A 19,200-nucleotide genomic window follows, 5' to 3' on the forward strand; every position below is an offset into this window, starting at 1 on the left:
CGTGAAGACGTACGTATTCCCCGGTCAGGGATCACAGAAGAAGACGATGGGAGGCTCCCTGTTCGACGAGTTCGCGTCGCTCACCCGGGCGGCCGATTCGATCCTGGGCTACTCCGTCAAGGAACTGTGCCTGGAGGACCCGGACAACAGGCTGAACCGGACGGAATTCACCCAGCCCGCCCTCTACGTCGTCAACGCGCTGTCGTACTACAAGAAGTTGCAGGAATCGGAGCCGGCGCCGGACTTCCTCGCCGGGCACAGCCTCGGCGAGTTCAACGCCCTGTTGGCGGCCGAATGCTTCAGCTTCGAGACCGGACTGCGGCTGGTGCGCAAGCGGGGCGAGCTGATGGCCCGGGCGCAGGAGGGCGCGATGGCGGCCGTGCTCAACGCGTCGGCCGAGGAGATCCGGACCATCCTCGACGACAACGGCCTCACGTCGATCGACCTGGCGAACTTCAACTCCGCGTCACAGATCGTGATATCGGGACCGCCGGAGGACATCAAGGCCGCCCGGCCGCTCTTCCAGTCCGGAACTCACCTGTTCGCCCCGCTGAACACCAGTGGCGCCTTCCACTCCCGGTACATGGAGCCGGCGCGCCGGGAGTTCGCACGTTTCCTGGAGACCGTGGACTTCTCCCCGCAGAAGGTCCCGGTCATCTCGAACGTGACCGCCCGCCCCTACGAGGACCACCGGGCCAAGGAACTTCTGGCCGAGCAACTGACCAGTGCGGTGCGCTGGTCGTCCAGTGTGGAGTATCTTCTCGGGCTCGGTGAGATGGAGTTCACGGAGCTGGGGCACGGCAACGTCCTGACCAAGCTGATCAACAAGATCCGCCGGGAGTCGCCGCAACCGCAGCGGCCACAGCCCGCCGTGGCGCAGCCGCTCCTGTCCGCACAGGAGCTGGTGCGGCAGTGGAACGATCGCCACCCGGTCGGCACCCGTGTCCGGTCCAAGGTCGGCGAATACCAGGACCTGGAGACCGCAACTCCGGCAACGGTGCTGTTCGGGCACCGGGCGGCGGTGTACATGATCGGATATCAGGGCTACTTTGATCTTACTGAGATCGAGTCGGTCAACTAGTGTGGCGGGCAGGGAGGGTTGGCGCGAGGCGTCCGTGCCGCCGTCAGCCAGGGGGAGGAATCTCATGATGCCTGTGGGCATTGAGGCGATGAACGTCTTCGCGGGTACGAGCTACGTGGACGTCGGCAAGCTGGCGGTCCACCGCGGACTCGACACCGCCCGGTTCGAGAACCTCCTGATGAAGGAGAAGACCGTCGCGCTGCCGAACGAGGATCCGGTGACGTTCGGGGTCAACGCCGCGAAGCCGATCATCGACGCGCTCAGCGAGGAGGAGCGCGACCGGATCGAGTTGGTGATCACCGCGACGGAGTCGGCCTTCGACTTCGGCAAGTCGATGAGCACGTACTTCCACAGCCTGCTCGGGCTGGGGCGCAACTGCCGCCTCATGGAGATCAAGGTCGCGTGCTACTCGGGCGTGGCCGCCCTGCAGACCGCGGTGAACTTCGTGCTGTCGCAGACGTCGCCGGGCGCCAAGGCGCTGGTGATCGCCACGGACCTCACGCGGTTCATGGTGGCCGAAGGGGGCGACGCCCTGTCCGAGGACTGGTCCTTCGCCGAGCCCAGCGGAGGGGCCGGCGCGGTCGCCATGCTCGTCGGCGAGAACCCGAAGGTCTTCCAGATCGATGTCGGCGCGAGCGGCTACTACGGCCACGAGGTGATGGACACCTGCAGGCCGCTGCCCGACAGCGAGGCGGGCAACGCCGAGCTGTCGCTGCTGTCCTACCTCGACTGCTGCGAGAACGCCTTCCTGGAGTACCAGCGGCGCGTGGGCGACGTGGACTTCGTCGACACCTTCGGGTACCTGGCGTTCCACACGCCCTTCGGCGGGATGGTCAAGGGCGCGCACCGCAACCTGATGCGGAAGATGAACAAGGCGCGCCCGGCGGCCATCGAGGAGGACTTCACGCGCCGCATGGGGCCGGGGCTGACGTACTGCCGACGGGTCGGCAACGTCATGGGGGCCACCACGATGCTGGCGCTGGCCAGCACCATCGACAACGCGGACCTGTCCGGCGGCGCCCAGCGCGTGGGGTGCTTCTCCTACGGCTCCGGGTGCTGCTCGGAGTTCTTCAGCGGCGTCGTGCGGCCGGAGAGCCAGGCACAACTGCGCCGGATGGGCATCGCGGCGTCACTCGACGACCGGTACGAGCTGGACATGGCGCAGTACGACCTGCTGCTCAAGAACAACGACGCGGTCCGGTTCGGTACGCGCAACGTCGAACTCGCAGGCTCCACCGTCCCCGAGGCCAGGTCCGCGCTCGGCCGCGAGCGGCTTTTCCTGAAGCGGATAAACGAGTTCCACCGGGAGTACGAGTGGGTCTCCTGAACGGCGTCGAGTACCGGACCGTCGAGGTCCGGTTCGACAACGAGATCTGTTTCCTGCGGATCAACCGGCCCGACGCCGAGAACCGGATCAGCAGCCGTCTGGTCGAGGAGTGCGCGAGGGTCGTCGAGTTCTGCGAGCAGCACGCGAAGGTGCTCGTGCTCGAGGGCCTGCCCGAGGTCTTCTGCACGGGTGCCGACTTCCAGGAGATCAGCTCGGCGCCCCAGGGCGACGGCTATGAACGGACGCACGCCGAGGCGCTGTACGACCTCTGGCTGTCGATCGCCCTGGGCTCGTTCGTCTCCGTCGCGCACGTGCGCGGCAGGGTCAACGCCGGGGGAGTGGGCTTCGTGGCCGCGTGCGACGTCGTCCTGTGCGAGGAGAAGGCGGTCTTCAGCCTGTCGGAGCTGCTGTTCGGCCTGATGCCCGCGTGCGTGATGCCCTTCCTCATCAGGAAGGTCGGCGTCGCGAAGGCCAACTACCTGACGCTGATGACCCAGCCGGTCACCGCCAGGCAGGCACTGGACTGGCAGCTGGCGGACGCCTGCGAGGTCAACAGTGCCAATCTGCTCCGCAAGCACCTGCTGAGGCTGCGCTACCTGCCGAAGACCGGCGTCGCGCGCTACAAGAAATACCTCGGAGCGCTCGACGACACGCTCGTCGCGTCCCGCGAGAAGGCGGTCGAGGCGAACCGCGAGGTCTTCTCCGACCCGGAGAACCTGGCCAAGATCTCGCGTTACGTGCGGACGGGGCAGTTCCCCTGGGAGGAGGAGTAGCGCATGCAGAACGATCCGGTGGGCTACACCAAGTTCGGGGACTGCGTGGTGCAGATCACCATGCAGGACAGGGAACACAAGAACACCTTCTCCGGCCGGCTCATCAACGGCCTGAGCGAGGCGTTCGAGCGGGTGGCGGCCGACACGCGGTGCAAGGCCGTGGTCCTCACGGGCTACGACAACTACTTCGCCAGCGGCGGCACCAAGGAAAGCCTGCTGCAGATCCAGGACCGGCAGATCAGCTTCACCGACTCCAACATCTACGGGCTGGCCCTGGACTGCCCCGTCCCGGTCATCTCCGCGATGCAGGGGCACGGCATCGGCGGCGGGTTCGCCATGGGGCTCTTCGCCGACTTCGTCGTCCTCAGCCAGGAGAGCGTCTACACGACGAACTTCATGCAGTACGGATTCACTCCCGGCATGGGCGCGACGCTGATCCTGCCCAAGAAGCTCGGCTTCAGCCTGGGGCAGGAGATGCTGCTGTCCGCGAGGACCTTCTACGGGCGCGACCTGAAGGAACGGGGGGTCCCCTTCCCCGTCCTGCGGCGCGCCGAGGTCCTGCCCTATGCGCTGGAGCTGGCGGAGAACCTCGCCGAGAAGCCGCGGGTCTCCCTCATCACTCTCAAGGACCACCTCGTGTCGGACCTGCGGGCCGAACTCCCCTCGTACATCGAGCGAGAGGTGGCGATGCACGACAAGACCTTTCACCAGCCCGAGGTTCGCGACCTCATCCAAGCCCGGTATCTAGGCGGTTGACGACATGACGATTCAAGAAGTGTTCGACCTGGTCGTGAAGCACACGTGCGAGGTCATGCCCGAACTCGACGGCCACACCTTCGCCGCCACCGACTCGCTGCGGGGGCTGGGGGCCAACTCCATGGACCGGGCGGAGATCATCATGATGACGCTGGAGGCGCTGTCGGTGACCATCCCGCTGGTCGAGCTGGCGGGCGCGAACAACGTAGGTGAACTGGCGAAGCTCATCCATGACAAGTCCGCTTCCTGACCGGCGCGATGTGGTGATCACCGGCCTCGGGGTCACCACCGCGGTGGGCCAGGGCAAGGAGGACTTCACCGCCGCGCTCTTCGCAGGCCGCCACGCCTTCGCCCCGATGCGCAGGCCCGGCAGATCGCTGCCGGGCGACGAGCCGGCGACATCCTTCCTGGGCGCCGAGATCGCGGAGCTGGCGGTACCCGGGACGATCCCCGCCCGGGTGCTGCGCACCGCGTCCCTGTCCGCCCGCGTCGCCCTGGCGACGCTCTCCGAGGCATGGCACGAGGCGGTTCTCGACGACGCCGACCCGCACCGCATCGGTCTGGTAGTCGGCGGGTCCAACGTCCAGCAGCGGGAGTTGACGCAGGCGCACGCCCGGCACGCCGACCATCCGGAGTTCGTACGCCCCACGTACGGCCTGACGTTCATGGACAGCGACCTGTGCGGGCTGTGCACCGAGCTGTTCCCCGTCCGGGGCTTCGCCCACACGCTGGGCGGCGCCTCGGCCAGCGGACAGCTCGCCGTCCTGCAGGCCGTGCAGGCCGTGCGGTCGGGCCAGGTCGACGTGTGCATCGCCCTGGGGGCGCTGATGGACCTCTCGTACTGGGAGTTCCTGGCGTTCCGGTCCATGGGCGCCATGGGGTCCGACCACTTCGCCGACGACCCCGGCTCGGCGTGCAGGCCGTTCGACCGGCAGCGGGACGGGTTCGTCTTCGGCGAGGCCTGCGGCGCGGTCGTCGTGGAGCGGGAGGGCGCCCGTCGCCATCCCGAGCCGTACGCCCGGGTGATCGGCACGGCCACCGCGGTGGACGGCAACCGGAACCCCGATCCCTCGCTGGCGGGGGAGATCAGCGTCATCGAGGGAGCGCTGGCGCAGGCCGGCTTGTCGGCGGGCGACATCGAGTACGTCAACCCGCACGGGACCGGCTCGGTGATCGGTGACGACACCGAACTCCGCGCCCTCGCCGAGTGCGGCCTGGGCAACGCGCGGATCAACGCCACCAAGTCGATCACCGGGCACGGCCTGACCGCGGCGGGCGCGGTGGAAGTCGTGGCGACGCTGCTGCAGATGCGGGAGCAACGGCTGCACCCCACCCGCAACCTGGTCGACCCGGTGAACCCCTCGTTCGGGTGGGTGCGGCAGGAGTCGCTGCCGTACGCGTTCGAGACCGCCATCAGCCTCAGCATGGGGTTCGGCGGCCTGAGTTCGGCGATCTGCCTGCGGAAGTGGCGATGACCAGGCCCGTTGTCTTCATGTACTCGGGACAGGGGTCCCAGTACTTCCACATGACGCGCGAGCTGTACGAGAGCAACGCGCGCTACCGGGTCTGGCTGGAGCACTGCGACGAGATCGCCTCGCCCCTCATCGGGAAATCGCTGCTGGACACGGTCTTCGATCCCCGGCGGGACAAGAGCGCCCCGTTCGACTCCCTGCCGGATTCCAGCGCGGCGCTGATCTGCGTCGAATACAGCCTGACGCGAGTCGTCCAGGAACTCGGCCACCAGTGCGACGTCCTCCTCGGCTACAGCCTGGGGGAGATCACCGCGGCCGTGGTCGCGGAGGCACTGCCCCTGGAGGACGGCATCGGCTTCGCGGTGGAGTTCGCGCGCCTGTTGGAGCAACGGACCCCGCGCTGCGGCATGCTGTCGGTCTTCGGCTCGCCGGACCTCCTGCGGACGCACGAGACCCTGTTCGCGGGCTGCTGGGTGACGGGACGTAACTTCGACGGGAACTTCGTCGTGAGCGGGCGTGCCGCCGACATCGACGCGCTCGAGCACGCGCTGAACTCGATGTCCGTCCTGTGCCAGCGGCTGCCCGTCGACTACGGCGTGCACACCGGGCTGATCGATCCCGTCGAGGAACAGGCACGGCGCCTCATGGACTCCCTGAGCTTCGCGCCGCCGCAGATTCCGATCATCTCGTCCGCCACGGCCGACAGGGTCGACGAGGTGTCCGCCGACGGCATCTGGGCGGCCGTGCGACAGCCCGTCGAGTTCTCCCGCACCATCGAGAAGGCGAGCGTCGCCGACGGCGCCACGTTCGTCGACCTCGGCCCCAGCGCCACGCTGGCCACCTTCGTGAAGTACATCGCCGGACCGGGCGACGGCTCCCGCCACGTGAGCGCCGTCAACCGCTTCGGCAACGACGTGAAGTCGATGAACGACTTCCAGGCGTTCATGGCAGCGCTGTGACGCCCCCCCACACCACCCGTTCGGCATGGTTTTCCGATGTCGACAGAGGACGATCGAGGAGTTGTGCCGATGAGTGACGGCAGCCCGATGCCGAGCGAGGCCGAACAGGCGGCGTTCGAGCAGAATCCGCACCTGCTGTACAGCGCCCTGCGGGCGGAGGCCCCGGTCAGCAAGGTGACCGCGCCGGGTGGGCTGGGCGTGTGGATGGTGACCCGCCACGAGGACGCCCGTCCCGCCTTGAGCAGCACCAAGCTGTCCAAGAACGTCGAGGTCGGACAGAAGGTGATCGAGCAGAACACCGACAGCGAGGAAATGCGGCTGATGTTCGCAACCGAGCTGTCGGCGCACATGCTCAACTCCGACCCGCCGGTCCACACCCGCCTGCGCAAGCTGGTCAACAAGGTGTTCACCCCGCGGGCCGTGGAACGGCTCCGCCCCCGGATCGAGGAGGTCACGACGGACCTGCTCGACGCGATGGAGCGGGCAGGCCGGGTGGACCTGATGAGCGCCTTCGCCGCCCCGCTGCCGATCGCGGTGATCTGCGAGCTCCTCGGCGTCCCGCTGCTCGACCAGGACCGGTTCCGCGGATGGGTCGCCGCGCAGCTCTCCGGCGACCCGGAGCGGCTCGCCGAAGCCGCGCCCGCCCTGCTCGGGTACCTCGACGAGCTGGTCGCGAGCAAGCGCGCCAACCCCTCCGACGACCTGCTCACCGACCTGGTGCACGCAAGCGACGGGGACGACAAGCTCAGCGCCCAGGAACTGGTCTCGATGGCGTTCCTTCTGCTGGTCGCGGGCCACGAGACGACGGTGAACCTCATCGGCAACGGCGTGTTCGCGCTGCTGCGCCACCCGGACCAGCTCGCCGCGCTGCGCGCCGACCGCTCGCTGCTGCCCGGCGCCATCGAGGAGTTCCTGCGCTACGAGGGCCCGGTCAACACCGCTTCGCTGCGGTTCACCACCGAACCGGTCGAGCTGGGCGGAGTCGTCATACCGGAGAACCAGCTCGTGGTGGTCGCCATCGCATCGGCCAACCGCGACGAGGACCAGTTCCCCGGCGGGGACAAGCTGGACATCACCCGGGAGACCGGCGGCCACCTGGCGTTCGGGCACGGCATCCACTACTGCGTGGGTGCCCCGCTGGCCCGGTTGGAGGCCGAGATCGCGTTCGGCCGTCTGCTCGACCGGTTCCCCGACATCCAACTGGACGTCGACGAGGGGGACGTGCGCTGGAAGCCCGGTACGGTGCTGCGGGCGCTGCAGGCACTGCCGGTGCGCGTCAGCGTGGAGTAGCCCGGGCACGACAGGGGCCGCCGGCGCCGCGCTCCAGCGCGGCCCCGGCGGCCCCGTAGCGATCAGCCGGCGCGGTGCTTGGCCGCGACCTCTTCGAGCTGGGGAACCAGGTCGTTGAGCGAGGGGGCGGCCAGGATCTCGTCGCGCAGCGCGGTCGCGCGCTCGGCGAACCGGGGCTCGGTGAGCAGGCGGTCGACGCTCTCCTTGATGTTCTGCCCGGTGGCCTGCGTGGTGTGGATCTCCAGCCCGGCACCCTGCTCGGCCAGCTTCCGGGCCAGGATCGGCTGGTCGAAGTGGTAGTGCAGGGACAGCTGCGGCACCGGGTGGCGCGCGGTGGTCGCGAGGGTCGCGGCACCCGCGTGGTGGATGACCGCGGAGCACGTGGGAACGATGGCGTGCCACGGCACGAAGGGGACGAGGCGGATGTTGTCCGGGACCTTCCCCAGTTTCTGCTGCTCGCTCTCGGCGATGGTCGCGACCAGCTCGATGTCCAACTCGGCCAGCGAGTCCAGGATGTCGGTGAGCGGGATGTTGTAGCCGTTGAAGACCTCGGTCGCGGTCAGCCCCAGGGTCATGCCGACCCGCGGACGCTCCGGAGCGGTCTTCAGCCAGTCGGGCACGACGGCAGGGCCGCCGTATCCGATGAACTGCGTCTGCAGGACCTCCAGGCTGGTGTCGAGCTGCAGGCTGCGCGGGAACTGATCAACCGTCACATGTCCGGTCGTCATGTCCTCGCTGAACTCGGCGCCGAACGCCCGCGCCTGACCGGCCAGCCAGTCGGCCAGCGGGTCCTCCTGCTCCGACACGGGCTGCTGCGCCATCAACCGCCGGTAGATGTCGCGGGTCGCGCCGAACACGTCGGCGCCGAAGACCACTCGCGCGTGCGCCGCACCGCACGCCTTCGCCGTGATCGAGCCGATGTAGCTGAAGGAGTCCCACACCACCAGGTCCGGCTTCCAGTGGCGGGCGAACGCCACCAGGTCGTCGATCACCGCGGAGGTCTCCCCGCCGTGTGCGCCCTCCACCGCGGCCTTGTGGCTCTGCGAGATGCGCTCCCAGGTCGTGCCCTCCGGGTCCTCCGCCACGTCCCACGGCGGGGTCAGCCCGGGGCGGATCGACTCCAGCAGCTCCGGATACTGGCGGCCGAACTGCCACTTGTCGAAGTCGTTCCCGACGGGCACGGCGGTGAGCCCCGCCTGGGTGATGGTGGGGGCGAAGCGCGGTTGGCTGGCGACGAGCACCTCGTGGCCGGCCGTGCGCAGCGCCCATGCCATCGGCACGAGGTACATGAATATGTTCTTCTCAGGATTGACGGTGAACAGCACGCGCATGATGGGGACTTCCTCGGGTCGGTTCGGCGGAAGCAAGCGTTACGCGGCCTGGTGGGACCCGTGTCCGGCGCTCGGGCTCCGGCACCCCGGTGGTGTGACGAGATCTCCCCCAGACTCGTTGGCCACACCCTACGCGTGATGGCTCCGAACAGGGAAAGATCACGGGAGTGCCCTTCCTCTCCCGGCCCGCGCGGTGTTCAAGATCTTGAAACGCTGCCCAACAGGCCGCCCCGCTGGTAACGTTCGACGCGTTTCGGCAGGTGAAGCCGTGTCTACTGAGGGGTTCAGATGAGCACTGGTATATCGCTTCCCAAGCCCGAGGAAGTGGGTGCGTTCTACGATGCGGCCAACGACCTGATCGCCCGCTTCCAGGGCGGCAGCATGCACTACGGCTACTGGAACGGCCCCGAGGACGACAGCACGTTCGAGCAGGCGTCCGACCGGCTGTCCGACATCCTGATCGACAAGTTGGGGCCCGGCCCGGACGACCGGGTGCTCGACGTCGGCTGCGGTGTCGGCACACCGGGCGTGCGACTGGCCACCAGGACCGGTGCGGAACTGGTCGGGATCTCGATCAGCGCGCGCGACGTGGAACTGGCCAACGCCCGTGCGCAGCAGGAGGGATGCGCGGACCGGGCGCGTTTCCAGCACGCCGACGCTCTGAAGATGCCCTTCGACGACGACTCCTTCGACCACGTCCTCGCGCTCGAGTCCATCGTGCACATGCCGGACCGCGTCCAGGTGCTCCAGCAGATCGCACGGGTGCTGCGACCCGGAGGTTCGGTGGCGCTCACCGACTTCGTCGAGCGGACCCCCGCTGCCGCCGCCGAACTGCCCAACCCCTCGCTGCTGAAGAGGATCCAGAGCAGCATGGTCGACAAGGTGCAGAAGGCGGCGCTGGCCAAGGTCATCGAGTCCTGGCACACGGCTCCGCTGGTCCGGGCGGCGGACTACACGTCGTTCGCCTCCGCCGCGGGCCTGGAGGTCGTCGAGGTCACCGACATCAGCCAGAACACCAAGTACACCGCACACCGGTTCTACGGGGCGGTCTACGAGTACGCCAAGCACAACGAGGTTCCGCCGGAGATCAGGAAGATCCTGCAGGCGGGCCCCGGCGAGAAGCGGCTGCACTGGCTGATCGAGGACGACCCGGCGGTCGGGGTGATCATCGCGGTGCTGCGCCGCCCCTCGCACGGCTGAGGCGGCTACCAGCCGTCCGGCCGGTGCGCCGAACGGGCGGGCTTCCGCTCCGTGCTGAGGTGGTACCTCCAGGTGTCGGCGATCCCTTCGGCGAGGCCGATCTCCGGCCGCCAGCCGAGCACTTCCGCCGCACGCCGGATGTCCAGCCACACGTCCCTGCGGTCGAACGGGCGGGCCGGTTCGCGTTCCACGGGAACCGGCCGGCCCACCGTGGCCTCCAGGCACTTGTGCAGGTCGTTCAGCGAGGTCGGTGCCCCGGCGCCGATGTTCAGTACGGTCGGCCGGTCCGTCGCACGCAGCGCGGGAGCCCTGCCCAGCACGGCGAGCATCGAGTTCGCCACGTCGTCGATGTGCACGTAGTCCCTGCTCGACCCGCCGTGTCCGAGGATGCGGAGCTGCTCGCCCGTCAGCAGGGCCTGCATCCAGTGCCCGATCACTCCGTACCCCGCAGTGGTGCGCTGTCCAGGGCCGTACACGTTGGACAGCCGCAGCACCACGGGAGCGAGCCAGTCGGAGGCGCGGGCCAGCGCCTCCTCCTGCTCCAGTTTGGCCCTGCCGTAGACGTTGCTCGGACCCACGGGTGACTGCTCGTCGTACGGCGGCTCGCACCGCGGGTCGTACACGGTGCCGCCCGATGCCGCGAGCGCCACGACCGGTCGTCGCGGGTTCTCGCGGAGCGCGTCGAGGAAGGTCCGGAAGCCGGCGACCTCCTGTGCGGCGCGCTCCGGTTCGCGTTGGGCGATGGCCGGGCTGATCCGGGTCGCCAGATAGAAGACCACGTCGCAGTGGCGGAGCGCGGGGTCGAGCCGCATACCGTCGACAGCCGGTGCCGCGCTGGTGAACCCGAGTGTCTCGACTCCGGCTCCGGACAGCGTTCGCATGACGCTTCTGCCGAGGAAGCCTCCTGCGCCGACGACGGCCACGACGGGCTCGGGCCGGTGAAGACCGTCATATGGCAAGAGTGCTGCGGGCATCTTTCCCCCAAGTGAAGAACCGGCACCTGCCACCGGTCGGGAAACGGGAACCAGGTCGTCCGCGCGCTCGGAGACTTCGGAGACTTCCGGATCGTGAGACCGAACGGATGGCGCTGGAAACCGACAACTCTGGTCATGGACGGTGCGGTCGCGCGTTGTGCCCTTCGCCGATGCGGCGCAACAGGATCCGAGGTCCTGCCCGCCGGTGGCCGTGATCACCGTCAACGCACCGTATCAGCCGCCTGGTTTCACTACTACACCTCCACAATCAGCAGTAACAGTAGGGGCGGTGTCGGCCGGGAATAGACGTCGAGCGGCCTTCGACGTGTCGATCACCGTGCAAATTCGGCCAAGATCGAGCCGAGTTGGACCGCGAACGACTAGCATCGCGCGCATGACCACGAGAAGCGATGCGGTCGCCGAGCGCCGACCGGCCTACCTGTCAGACCTCGCCGCCGGGACCGGCAGGTTCTTCGACGAGCGCAGGGAATCCTGCCCGTGGTGCGACTCCAAGCAACTCGGTGTCCTGCTGCGGACGACGGATGTGATGCAGCACAAGCCGGGCGTCTTCGTCCTGGAATCCTGCAAGGACTGCGGGCACGTCTTCCAGAACCCCCGGCTGAACGACGACGGACTCGAGTTCTACTACCGGGACTTCTACGACGGTCTCGGCGAAGAGAACATGAACAAGATCTTCGGGACCAAGAGCGCCGGACACGACGGGCGCACCCGCATGGTCGCCGCGCAAGGCAAGCCGAAGCAATGGCTCGATGTCGGCACGGGGCACGGGCACTTCCTGGCCGACGCGAAGAGGGTGCTGCCGGACACCGAGTTCGACGGGCTCGACCGGACCGACGGAGTGCTGATAGCCCAGCAGAAGGGGCGGGTCCGCAAGGCCTACCAGGGAAGCTTCGTCGACCTCGCACCCGGGTTCGCCGGCGAGTACGACGTGATCAGCATGTACCACTACCTGGAGCACACCGCGGACCCCAAGGCGGAGATGGCCGCAGCGGCGGCGGCCCTGCCGGTGGGCGGGCACCTGGCCATCGAACTGCCCGACCCGGAGTGCGCCTGGGCCCGGCTCCTCGGCAAGTGGTGGATCTCCTGGCTGCAGCCCCAGCACCTGCACATGATCCCGATCGCGAACCTGCGCGCCGAGCTGAACGCTCTGGGACTGACCGTCGTCTCCGAACAGCGGGCCGAGCCGCACAACGGGCAGGACCTCGTCAGCGCCGCGGTCCTGGCGATCAACGCGGGGCTGATCGGCGGAGAGGACCTGGCGTGGCGACCGGCCCCTCCGTCACGCGCCCGTGCGCTGCTGCGCAAGGTCGCTTTCAACGCGAGCGTCCCGGTGCTCGCGCTGGCCTATCTGGTGGACCGGGTCTCCGCGTCGGTCGGGGGCGGCCGCGGCCTGTCCAACACTTACCGGGTGCTCGCGCGCCGGACGTCCTGACCGACTCCGTGACCAGGATTTCCCGATTCGCCGGCCACGGATTTGACCTTGACACGATGTCAGGGTTTCCACTTGGACGCAGGAGGTGGTCCCGATCAACACGACCAACGTGACCCCGCAGAACACCCGCGTGGCCAAGGCCCTGGGCGCCGAGGATTCGTCGGTCCGGCTTCAGGCGGCCCTGGCGGTCGGCTCGAACCCGGATCCCGTGTTCCTGGAGCCGCTCGTCGAGCGATGCGCGGTCGAGCCGGACTTCTTCGTACGAGACATGCTGTCCTGGGCGCTGACCCGCCTCTCGCCGGAGATCACCCTGCCCCGGATCCGCCAGGAGCTCGACTCCGAGCGCACCCAGGCCCGCAGCCAGGCGCTGCACACGCTCTCGAAGATCGGCGACAAGAGCGCGTGGGCCTGGATCACCCGCGACATGCTGCGCGACGCCGACGACGAGGTCGCGCGGACCGCGTGGCGCGTCGCGGTCTCCCTCGTGCCCGAGGACGAGGAGAAGAACCTGGTCGGCGAACTGGTTCTGCAGCTCGGCCGCGGCGACCGCAGCATGCAGCTGAGCCTGAGCCGGGCCTTCGTCGACCTCGGCGACGTGATCAAGCCCGCCCTGGAGAAGGCCGCGGAACATCCCGACCCGGCGGTGGCCGCGCACGCGCGTGCCACCGAGCTGCTCCGGCAGGACCCGGAGACCGGTTTCGACGCGGCCATCGAAGAGGCGAAGCGCATGGTCACCCTCGGCCCGGAACTGGCTGCTGCCGTGGATGCGCCGGCAGACACCGAGACCTCGGAAACCGCCGGGGCCGCAGAGTCTTCGGAGACCGCGGATTGCTGATCGGTGATGTGGCCCGCCGCTCCGGGGTGAGCACCCGGATGCTCCGGCACTACGACGCCCTGGGACTGGTGCGGCCGACGGGCCGCACCGTCGGCGGCTACCGCGAGTACTCCGCCGAGGACGTCCGCAGGATCTTCCACGTGGAGAGCCTGCGGTCCCTCGGGCTCTCGCTCAAGCAGGTCGGGCGCGCCCTGGAGGACCCGGCCTTCACGCCGTCCGCCTTGGTCGGCGACCTCATCCGGTGGACGGAGGACCGCCTGGCGCGGGAACAGGAACTGCTCGAGCGGCTCCGTGCGATCGACGCATCGGCGCCCACCGGCTGGCAGGACGTCCTGCGCATCGTCGAACTCATGCGGGAATTCAACTCGACCAGCGCCGCGCGCCGGCAACAGGCCGTTCTGGCCCGGTCGGAGGGCGTGTCGCTGCCCGCCGAGCTGCTGGCCGGGGCGGTCCTCGCCGAATCCGACCCCCATGTCGCAGGCGCCCTGCGCTGGGCGCTCGCCCGATCGGGCGGCGACGGCGTGGCGGCACTGCACGCCGGCGCGCACTCGGAGGACGTCGACATCCGGCGGCGCGCAGTCCTGGCGATCGCCGAGATGCCCGAGGCTCCGGGCGCGACCGCGGTGCTCGCGGACGCCCTCGGGGACCCGGACACGACGGTGCGCAGGCACGCCGCTCTGGCTCTGGGCAGGCATGGCGTGGCCGCGGCCGTGCCCACGCTCGTCGGCATGGTGGTCGAGGGCTCCAACGATGTGGACGCGGCGGAGGTTCTGGGAACGCTGTCCCAGGACCCCGGGTGCGCGGACCGGATCACGACCGCCCTGGCCGACGAACTCGCCGCGCCCACCGCGGACTCCGCGACACGGATCCGCCTCACCCAGGCGCTGGTCGAGCTCGCGGGAACCACCGCGCAGGACATCCTGCGCCAACTGACCCAGGACGACGACCGCGCCGTCGCCCTCGCCGCCTCGGCCCTCGCCGGAGTCCTCGAAGACCGGCCCTCCGAGGACCGAGCCGACGAGGATTCCGTAAGGAACCCGTTCACAAGTGATTCCACTTGATCGGCCTGACAGTTTTCGCCATTCGGGAAAGTCGCCAGTCGCCCACCCTTCCAAATCTGGCGATTCTTGAATTGAACACCCCGACCGATCCAGGTCTCAGTCCGAAGGTGTCCGCCCCGCGCTCCGGCTTGGCGTGCTCTGAGGCGCTGGGCAGTCGGGGATTTGGCGGGAGAAAGCCGAGTGGCCTCGGTCCATCAGCGGTTGGAGCTTGCTGATGGACCGAGGCCAACTCGATTCAATCTAATGTCAGGAACGACCTACTGTGCGAACTTCACGAACGAGTCGACGGCCCTGTCGAGTGAACATGGGTCGCATGCCGCTACGAACTCCCGACCATCACTCTTCATTGAAATCCAGGACCCGTCGACAGAAGAATCCTCCTTGTCGCAGAAGCGACCGTAGAGCGAAGTTCGCTCGAGATCGACGACGAGGATCCATCCGGGGTTATCGGATGTCTCGATGCGGATTCCAAACGAATGCTCCCAATCCCCGTCGCAGTTGGATGCGTACCACTCTTGGAGCGCCTTCAATGGGGTCACGGATTCCTCCTGGGGATCTCCCACGGTTCTGCCGGTCGTGCTGCGCGACCCGGTATTCGATGGCATTGCCCTTGTCGCCGTCGGTATCGACGGTGAGGCGCACGAGGTGCTTCTCACCGTTGCCTACGATGACGTCCTCAACCGGGCGGGCCTCGGTCGTGCCTGTAGTGGGGTTGGTCGCCAGGACCTTTTCACCGACCTGGATGGCGTTGATCGGTTTCGTGGAGCCGTCGGCCATCACCACCAGGGTTTCCGGGGCGAAGCTGTTCGGGACGGGACACGTAGTGGCTTCGGAGGCTTCAGAGACGAATTTTTTGGCCTTCTCCACATCCTTGCCGCTCTCGACAAGGTGCTCCGCCCTGCTCGCAGTCTCGACGAAGTGCTCCGCCTTCCCGGCCATCCGCGCGGCCTTCGCCCCGCGCACGGCCGCCGTGGACCCCGGAACGAAGACGCTCGCGACCGTGGCCGCCGTCCACAGGCACGCCTCGACGTCGCCCTTGGTTGCGCAATTGATGGCGTCGTTGACGCCGGTGACCTCAGCGGCGAACTCCAAGCCCGCCTTCAGATACGGCGCGGCAGTCTGAGCGAACTCGGACACCGCTGTGATCGCCGTGTCGACGGCCGAGACCATCCGGGCGCTCACGTCGGCCACGACCTTCGCGACCTCGGTGGCGACCTTGGCCACGTCCTGGACGAAGTGCTTGGTCTCCTGGACGATCGCCGCCGGGATATTGACCGCGATCTGCACAGCCGTCTTCATGCCGGCGTAGACCGGGCGAAGTGCCTTGGCCAGCACCGGAATCGGGTTGTGCGTCGCGATGTACTTCTTCGCGGCGCGCGCCTTGTCGCTGATGTACTGCCTGCTCTCGCGGTAGATCTGTGCCGCGGACTTGTAAATCCTGGCGCCTTGGTTCCTCACATAACTGGCACCGGACGAGACCTTGTTACCGAGCCATCGGGCGCCGGACACGACCTTGTCGGCGACCCATTTCGCGCCGGACACGACCTTGTTGGCGACCCATTTCGCGCCGGACACGGCCTTGTTGGCGACCCATTTCGCGCCGGATGAGACCTTGTTGCCGACCCACTTGGCGCCGGACGAGACCTTGCTCGCCGCCTTCTTGATCCACTTGGGCCAGTGGCCCGTCGGGTCCGTGTAGTCCAGCGGATCCGCGTTGCCGTACGTGTAGCGGTTCGCTTCCACGGACGGGGTCGGCCGCGGCTGGCTCATCCAGGGCGCGCAGCGCGACATCAACGACCTCGGCACCGTGGTGTACAGCGTCGTACCCGGCGCACAGAATATGGTCGACCAGCCCGTCGTCACCGAGCAAGCGGACGGTACCCCGATGGCCTTCGTCCTGGGCAAGGACGGCCACATCTACATGACCAAGCGGCAGCCGGGCTCGACCTGGTCCCCGCTCACGGACCTCGGCGGCAACTTCGTCGCCGCCCCGACCGTCGTCCGCAACTCCAAGGGCGTCGTCCAGGTGGACGCCTTCGATCGCGACGGCAAGCTCTGGTATCTGAACCAGCGCACCGCCAGCAGTGAGGACTTCATCCCGTGGCGGACCCAGGACGCGTACTCCTCGGTCCCGGCGGGTTACGAGAAGCAGACGTTCGCCGGGGCGAGCCAGGCAGCCGTGGTGGACGGTGAGAGCGACCGCGCGTTCGTCCTCGGCATCGACAAGCAGGGCCGCCTCGGTGTGAACCGCGCCGACGACAAGCGCGACGGCTGGTGGGTGTGGGGCGTATCCGACACCACTGGCCTGATCGGGACGCCGTCCGCGGTCCGTGGCGCGGACGGCAAGATGGTGGCCTTCGCCCGCACCAAGGACGGGGAGATCTGGGCGGCGAAGGAGTCCTCCCGCACCTCAGGCGGCAAGACCCTCAATGGCTTCTACGGTGAGGGAACGGTGATCCCGGGCATAAAGACCGAGGGCTCCCCGGTGGCCGTCGTCAACAAGGACAAGGCGCTCGGCGTCCTCGTCCGCGACGACAAGGGCTACATCCGCTACTCCGCCCAGCGCCCTGACGGCTCCTTCGGTAACTGGGCCATGGTCTGGTCCGGGAAGGCCGCCACCGACCCGTCGGTCGTGCAGCTCGCCGACGGCCGCTGGGGCGTCTTCTTCCTCGACACCGAGGGCGTGGAGCGCATGTACTGGCTCACCCCGGCCAACGGGTCGGCGGCCATGGCGGCCCCGAACACCCGGATGAAGCGCAGCACCACGCCGGAGTCGGCGCCGGAGTCGCTGTTCACCGGCGGCCCGACGGCCAAGTCCGGCACGAAGCCGACCGCCCCCGCGGCCAAGTAGCCCGGCCCAAAGGGCTGTCGAGTCCTCGCGCGGGTCCGTGACCGGGTGAGGACGACGGAGGGTGGCAGGGCTCGATCCCTGCCACCCTGGCCGCACACGGTCGGCCGTCTCACGGACCTATCAGACGTGCCGGGCTCAGCCGAGTCCGGCCGAGTGCAGCCGGGTTCAACGGCCAGGCCAAGAGGAGTGGAAGAGCGTGCCGGATCAGCTGGGATCCTCCCCTGCCGGACAGACGACAGGGGCGATCGGGCAGCGCTTGGCCCAGGTCGCGCACTACCTGGGCACCTGGCTGTGGTCGTCACGCCGACGCCGGCTGTCGACTCTGGTGGCATCGGCCACACTGCTCGCGTCGGCAGTCGCCGGGGGCGCGTACCTGTGGTGGTTCCAGGACCCCGGAGCTCAGCCGGGCGAGAAGGGAGCTCGCAAACTGGTCATCGCCTACATCGACGCGCTCGCCGACGGCGACATGGGCGAGGCGTGCCGACTGCTGCACCCGCGCGTGACCGCCTCCATGGGTCGGGCGGAAGGCGGCTGCCCGGGAGCCATGCGCGCCCAGATCGGCGACCGACTGAGCCGCAAGGACCGCGGTCGGGTCGCCGATATCGACGTGGGGAAGGCCGCAGTCGAGGGCAATGCCGCCCGAGTCGAGGTGAGTTCGGGGGGCGGTGCCGCGAAGAAGAGCACGGTGATCGTGGAGCGGGTCGACGGGCGCTGGCGGGTACTGGAGGACTGAGCGGGCCGCAAGAGCGAGTGGCGGGGACGTGTCCTGACCGCCCGTTCCATAGGAGTACGCCGACGCCCCTCGCGGCGGGGGAAGGAGTTGTCAGCCGAGCTTGCGGACCGGGGCGTCGGCCAGATAGGCCTCGATGTCTTCGACGGCCTGCCCGTAGTACGTGCGGTAGTTGCTCTGCGAAACATAGCCGAGATGCGGGGTGGCCAGCAGGCGGGGTGTGCTGCGCACGGGGTGGTCCACGGGGAGCGGCTCGATGTCGAAGACGTCGACTCCGGCGCCGGCGATCCGGCCCTCGTGCAGGGCGGCCAGCAGCGCGTCCTGGTCGACGAGGGCCGCACGGGAGGTGTTGACCAGGTAGGCGCTCGGCTTGAGCAGTGCCAGCTCGGGGGATCCGATGATGCCCCGGGTGCGGTCACTGAGGACGAGGTGGAGCGAGACGAAGTCGCTGGTCTCCAGCAACTCCTCCTTGGAGGCCGCTAGATGGACGCCCACCTCGTTGGCGCGCTCCTTGGTGAGGTTCTCGCTCCAGGCCGTCACCTCCATGCCGAAGGCGAGGCCGACTTGGGCCACCCGACTGCCGATCTTGCCGAGGCCGAGCAGTCCGAGCCGACGGCCGTGCAGATCGGCGCCGACGGTGGACTGCCAGGGGCCGCCGGAGCGCAGCGCGTTGTTCTCGGTGACGAGGGACCTGGCGAGGCCGAGCAGCAGTGCCCAGGTCAGCTCCACCGGCGGGGTGGAGGTGCTCTGGGTGCCGCACACGGTGATGCCGTTTCGGGCGGCGGCTGCGTAGTCGATGACCGAGTTGCGCATGCCGGAGGCGATGAGCAGCTTCAGCCGGGGCAGCCGGTCGAGCAACGAGGCCGGGAACGGGATGCGTTCGCGCAGTGTCACGGCGATATCGAAGTCCGCCAGAGCGGCTGCCAGTTCGTCCTCGGTTGCGAAGTGATCAGTGAATGCGACGACCTCCACTCGGTCCTGGACGGGGCTCCAGTCGGCCACGGTGGTGGCGGTGTCCTGGAAGTCGTCGAGCACGGCACAGCGCAGCCGCATGTCAGTCCTCTTCCTTTGTGAGCTCAGTGAGCTCGCTGAGCTTAGCCATGGGGA

The 19,200-nt window shown here is 68.4% G+C and carries 19 protein-coding genes; 14 read left to right on the top strand and 5 right to left on the bottom strand.

The features are described 5' to 3' along the window. Position 1: 1 nt before the first annotated feature. The 8 genes from fabD (at position 2) to ACMATS_RS31565 (ending at position 7,658) form a co-directional block, all read left to right on the top strand. Positions 2 to 1,081 carry an ACP S-malonyltransferase gene (gene fabD / locus ACMATS_RS31530; protein ID WP_390779152.1) on the top strand — a complete coding sequence of 360 codons (1,080 nt, stop codon included), beginning with the start codon at positions 2 to 4 and terminating at the stop codon, positions 1,079 to 1,081. A gap of 67 nt (positions 1,082 to 1,148) precedes the next feature. Further along, complete coding sequence (locus ACMATS_RS31535) at positions 1,149 to 2,408, top strand: hydroxymethylglutaryl-CoA synthase family protein (protein ID WP_414169806.1); 1,260 nt, start codon at positions 1,149 to 1,151, stop codon at positions 2,406 to 2,408. Next, positions 2,396 to 3,181: an enoyl-CoA hydratase/isomerase gene (locus ACMATS_RS31540; protein WP_414169807.1), complete on the top strand. Its 786-nt coding sequence runs from the start codon at positions 2,396 to 2,398 to the stop codon at positions 3,179 to 3,181. The genes ACMATS_RS31535 and ACMATS_RS31540 overlap by 13 nt, the downstream gene beginning before the upstream one ends. A 3-nt stretch (positions 3,182 to 3,184) precedes the next feature. Further along, positions 3,185 to 3,937: a polyketide synthase gene (locus ACMATS_RS31545; RefSeq protein ID WP_390779155.1), complete on the top strand. Its 753-nt coding sequence runs from the start codon at positions 3,185 to 3,187 to the stop codon at positions 3,935 to 3,937. A 4-nt stretch (positions 3,938 to 3,941) separates the two neighbouring features. Continuing rightward, the gene (locus tag ACMATS_RS31550; protein ID WP_390779156.1) at positions 3,942 to 4,187 is read left to right on the top strand and encodes an acyl carrier protein; all 246 of its coding nucleotides are present in this window, start codon (positions 3,942 to 3,944) and stop codon (positions 4,185 to 4,187) included. Continuing rightward, positions 4,168 to 5,412 carry a beta-ketoacyl synthase N-terminal-like domain-containing protein gene (locus ACMATS_RS31555; RefSeq protein WP_414169808.1) on the top strand — a complete coding sequence of 415 codons (1,245 nt, stop codon included), beginning with the start codon at positions 4,168 to 4,170 and terminating at the stop codon, positions 5,410 to 5,412. The genes ACMATS_RS31550 and ACMATS_RS31555 overlap by 20 nt, the downstream gene beginning before the upstream one ends. After that, positions 5,409 to 6,368 carry an acyltransferase domain-containing protein gene (locus ACMATS_RS31560; protein WP_390779158.1) on the top strand — a complete coding sequence of 320 codons (960 nt, stop codon included), beginning with the start codon at positions 5,409 to 5,411 and terminating at the stop codon, positions 6,366 to 6,368. Before ACMATS_RS31555 ends, ACMATS_RS31560 begins: the two co-directional genes overlap by 4 nt. Before the next feature lie 69 nt (positions 6,369 to 6,437). Then, entirely contained in the window at positions 6,438 to 7,658 is a 1,221-nt protein-coding gene (locus tag ACMATS_RS31565) for a cytochrome P450 family protein (RefSeq protein ID WP_390779159.1), read from the top strand. Positions 7,659 to 7,720: 62 nt separating this feature from the next. Here ACMATS_RS31565 and ACMATS_RS31570 read toward each other — a convergent pair whose 3' ends face one another. Further along, positions 7,721 to 8,989 carry an activator-dependent family glycosyltransferase gene (locus ACMATS_RS31570; protein WP_390779160.1) on the bottom strand — a complete coding sequence of 423 codons (1,269 nt, stop codon included), beginning with the start codon at positions 8,987 to 8,989 and terminating at the stop codon, positions 7,721 to 7,723. Positions 8,990 to 9,277: 288 nt separating this feature from the next. On the opposite strand from ACMATS_RS31570, the gene ACMATS_RS31575 reads away from it, so the two are divergent. Further along, complete coding sequence (locus ACMATS_RS31575; RefSeq protein ID WP_390779161.1) at positions 9,278 to 10,189, top strand: SAM-dependent methyltransferase; 912 nt, start codon at positions 9,278 to 9,280, stop codon at positions 10,187 to 10,189. A gap of 5 nt (positions 10,190 to 10,194) precedes the next feature. Here the strand turns inward: ACMATS_RS31575 and ACMATS_RS31580 are convergent, their stop codons facing one another. After that, positions 10,195 to 11,163, bottom strand: a complete 969-nt coding sequence (locus tag ACMATS_RS31580; RefSeq protein WP_414169809.1) for an NAD-dependent epimerase/dehydratase family protein — start codon at positions 11,161 to 11,163, stop codon at positions 10,195 to 10,197. 394 nt (positions 11,164 to 11,557) lie between these two features. Between ACMATS_RS31580 and ACMATS_RS31585 the strand changes: the two genes are divergently transcribed. The 3 genes from ACMATS_RS31585 (at position 11,558) to ACMATS_RS31595 (ending at position 14,512) form a co-directional block, all read left to right on the top strand. After that, positions 11,558 to 12,616, top strand: coding sequence for a class I SAM-dependent methyltransferase (locus tag ACMATS_RS31585; RefSeq protein ID WP_390779163.1), 1,059 nt, complete (start codon positions 11,558 to 11,560; stop codon positions 12,614 to 12,616). Between the two features lie 85 nt (positions 12,617 to 12,701). Beyond that, entirely contained in the window at positions 12,702 to 13,451 is a 750-nt protein-coding gene (locus ACMATS_RS31590; RefSeq protein ID WP_390779164.1) for a HEAT repeat domain-containing protein, read from the top strand. Next, positions 13,445 to 14,512: a MerR family transcriptional regulator gene (locus ACMATS_RS31595; protein ID WP_414169810.1), complete on the top strand. Its 1,068-nt coding sequence runs from the start codon at positions 13,445 to 13,447 to the stop codon at positions 14,510 to 14,512. The genes ACMATS_RS31590 and ACMATS_RS31595 overlap by 7 nt, the downstream gene beginning before the upstream one ends. Before the next feature lie 257 nt (positions 14,513 to 14,769). On the opposite strand, the gene ACMATS_RS31600 is transcribed toward ACMATS_RS31595, so the two are convergent. After that, the gene (locus tag ACMATS_RS31600; protein ID WP_414169811.1) at positions 14,770 to 15,075 is read right to left on the bottom strand and encodes an immunity 53 family protein; all 306 of its coding nucleotides are present in this window, start codon (positions 15,073 to 15,075) and stop codon (positions 14,770 to 14,772) included. Beyond that, a complete protein-coding gene (locus tag ACMATS_RS31605) occupies positions 14,957 to 16,375 on the bottom strand; it encodes a hypothetical protein (RefSeq protein ID WP_414169812.1) in 1,419 nt (472 codons plus the stop codon). The genes ACMATS_RS31600 and ACMATS_RS31605 overlap by 119 nt, the downstream gene beginning before the upstream one ends. On the opposite strand from ACMATS_RS31605, the gene ACMATS_RS31610 reads away from it, so the two are divergent. Both ACMATS_RS31610 and ACMATS_RS31615 read left to right on the top strand, forming a co-directional pair. Continuing rightward, complete coding sequence (locus ACMATS_RS31610; protein ID WP_414169813.1) at positions 16,353 to 17,363, top strand: hypothetical protein; 1,011 nt, start codon at positions 16,353 to 16,355, stop codon at positions 17,361 to 17,363. The two genes, ACMATS_RS31605 and ACMATS_RS31610, sit on opposite strands and share 23 nt — an antisense overlap. Before the next feature lie 196 nt (positions 17,364 to 17,559). Continuing rightward, positions 17,560 to 18,096 carry a DUF4878 domain-containing protein gene (locus tag ACMATS_RS31615; protein ID WP_414169814.1) on the top strand — a complete coding sequence of 179 codons (537 nt, stop codon included), beginning with the start codon at positions 17,560 to 17,562 and terminating at the stop codon, positions 18,094 to 18,096. A 90-nt stretch (positions 18,097 to 18,186) separates the two neighbouring features. Here the strand turns inward: ACMATS_RS31615 and ACMATS_RS31620 are convergent, their stop codons facing one another. Beyond that, a complete protein-coding gene (locus ACMATS_RS31620) occupies positions 18,187 to 19,146 on the bottom strand; it encodes a D-2-hydroxyacid dehydrogenase family protein (protein ID WP_414169815.1) in 960 nt (319 codons plus the stop codon). Positions 19,147 to 19,200 lie beyond the last annotated feature (54 nt).

Origin of the sequence: Streptoverticillium reticulum (assembly GCF_047456005.1) — a bacterium.
In the GTDB taxonomy this organism is placed as follows: Bacteria; Actinomycetota; Actinomycetes; order Streptomycetales; family Streptomycetaceae; genus Streptomyces; species Streptomyces reticulum.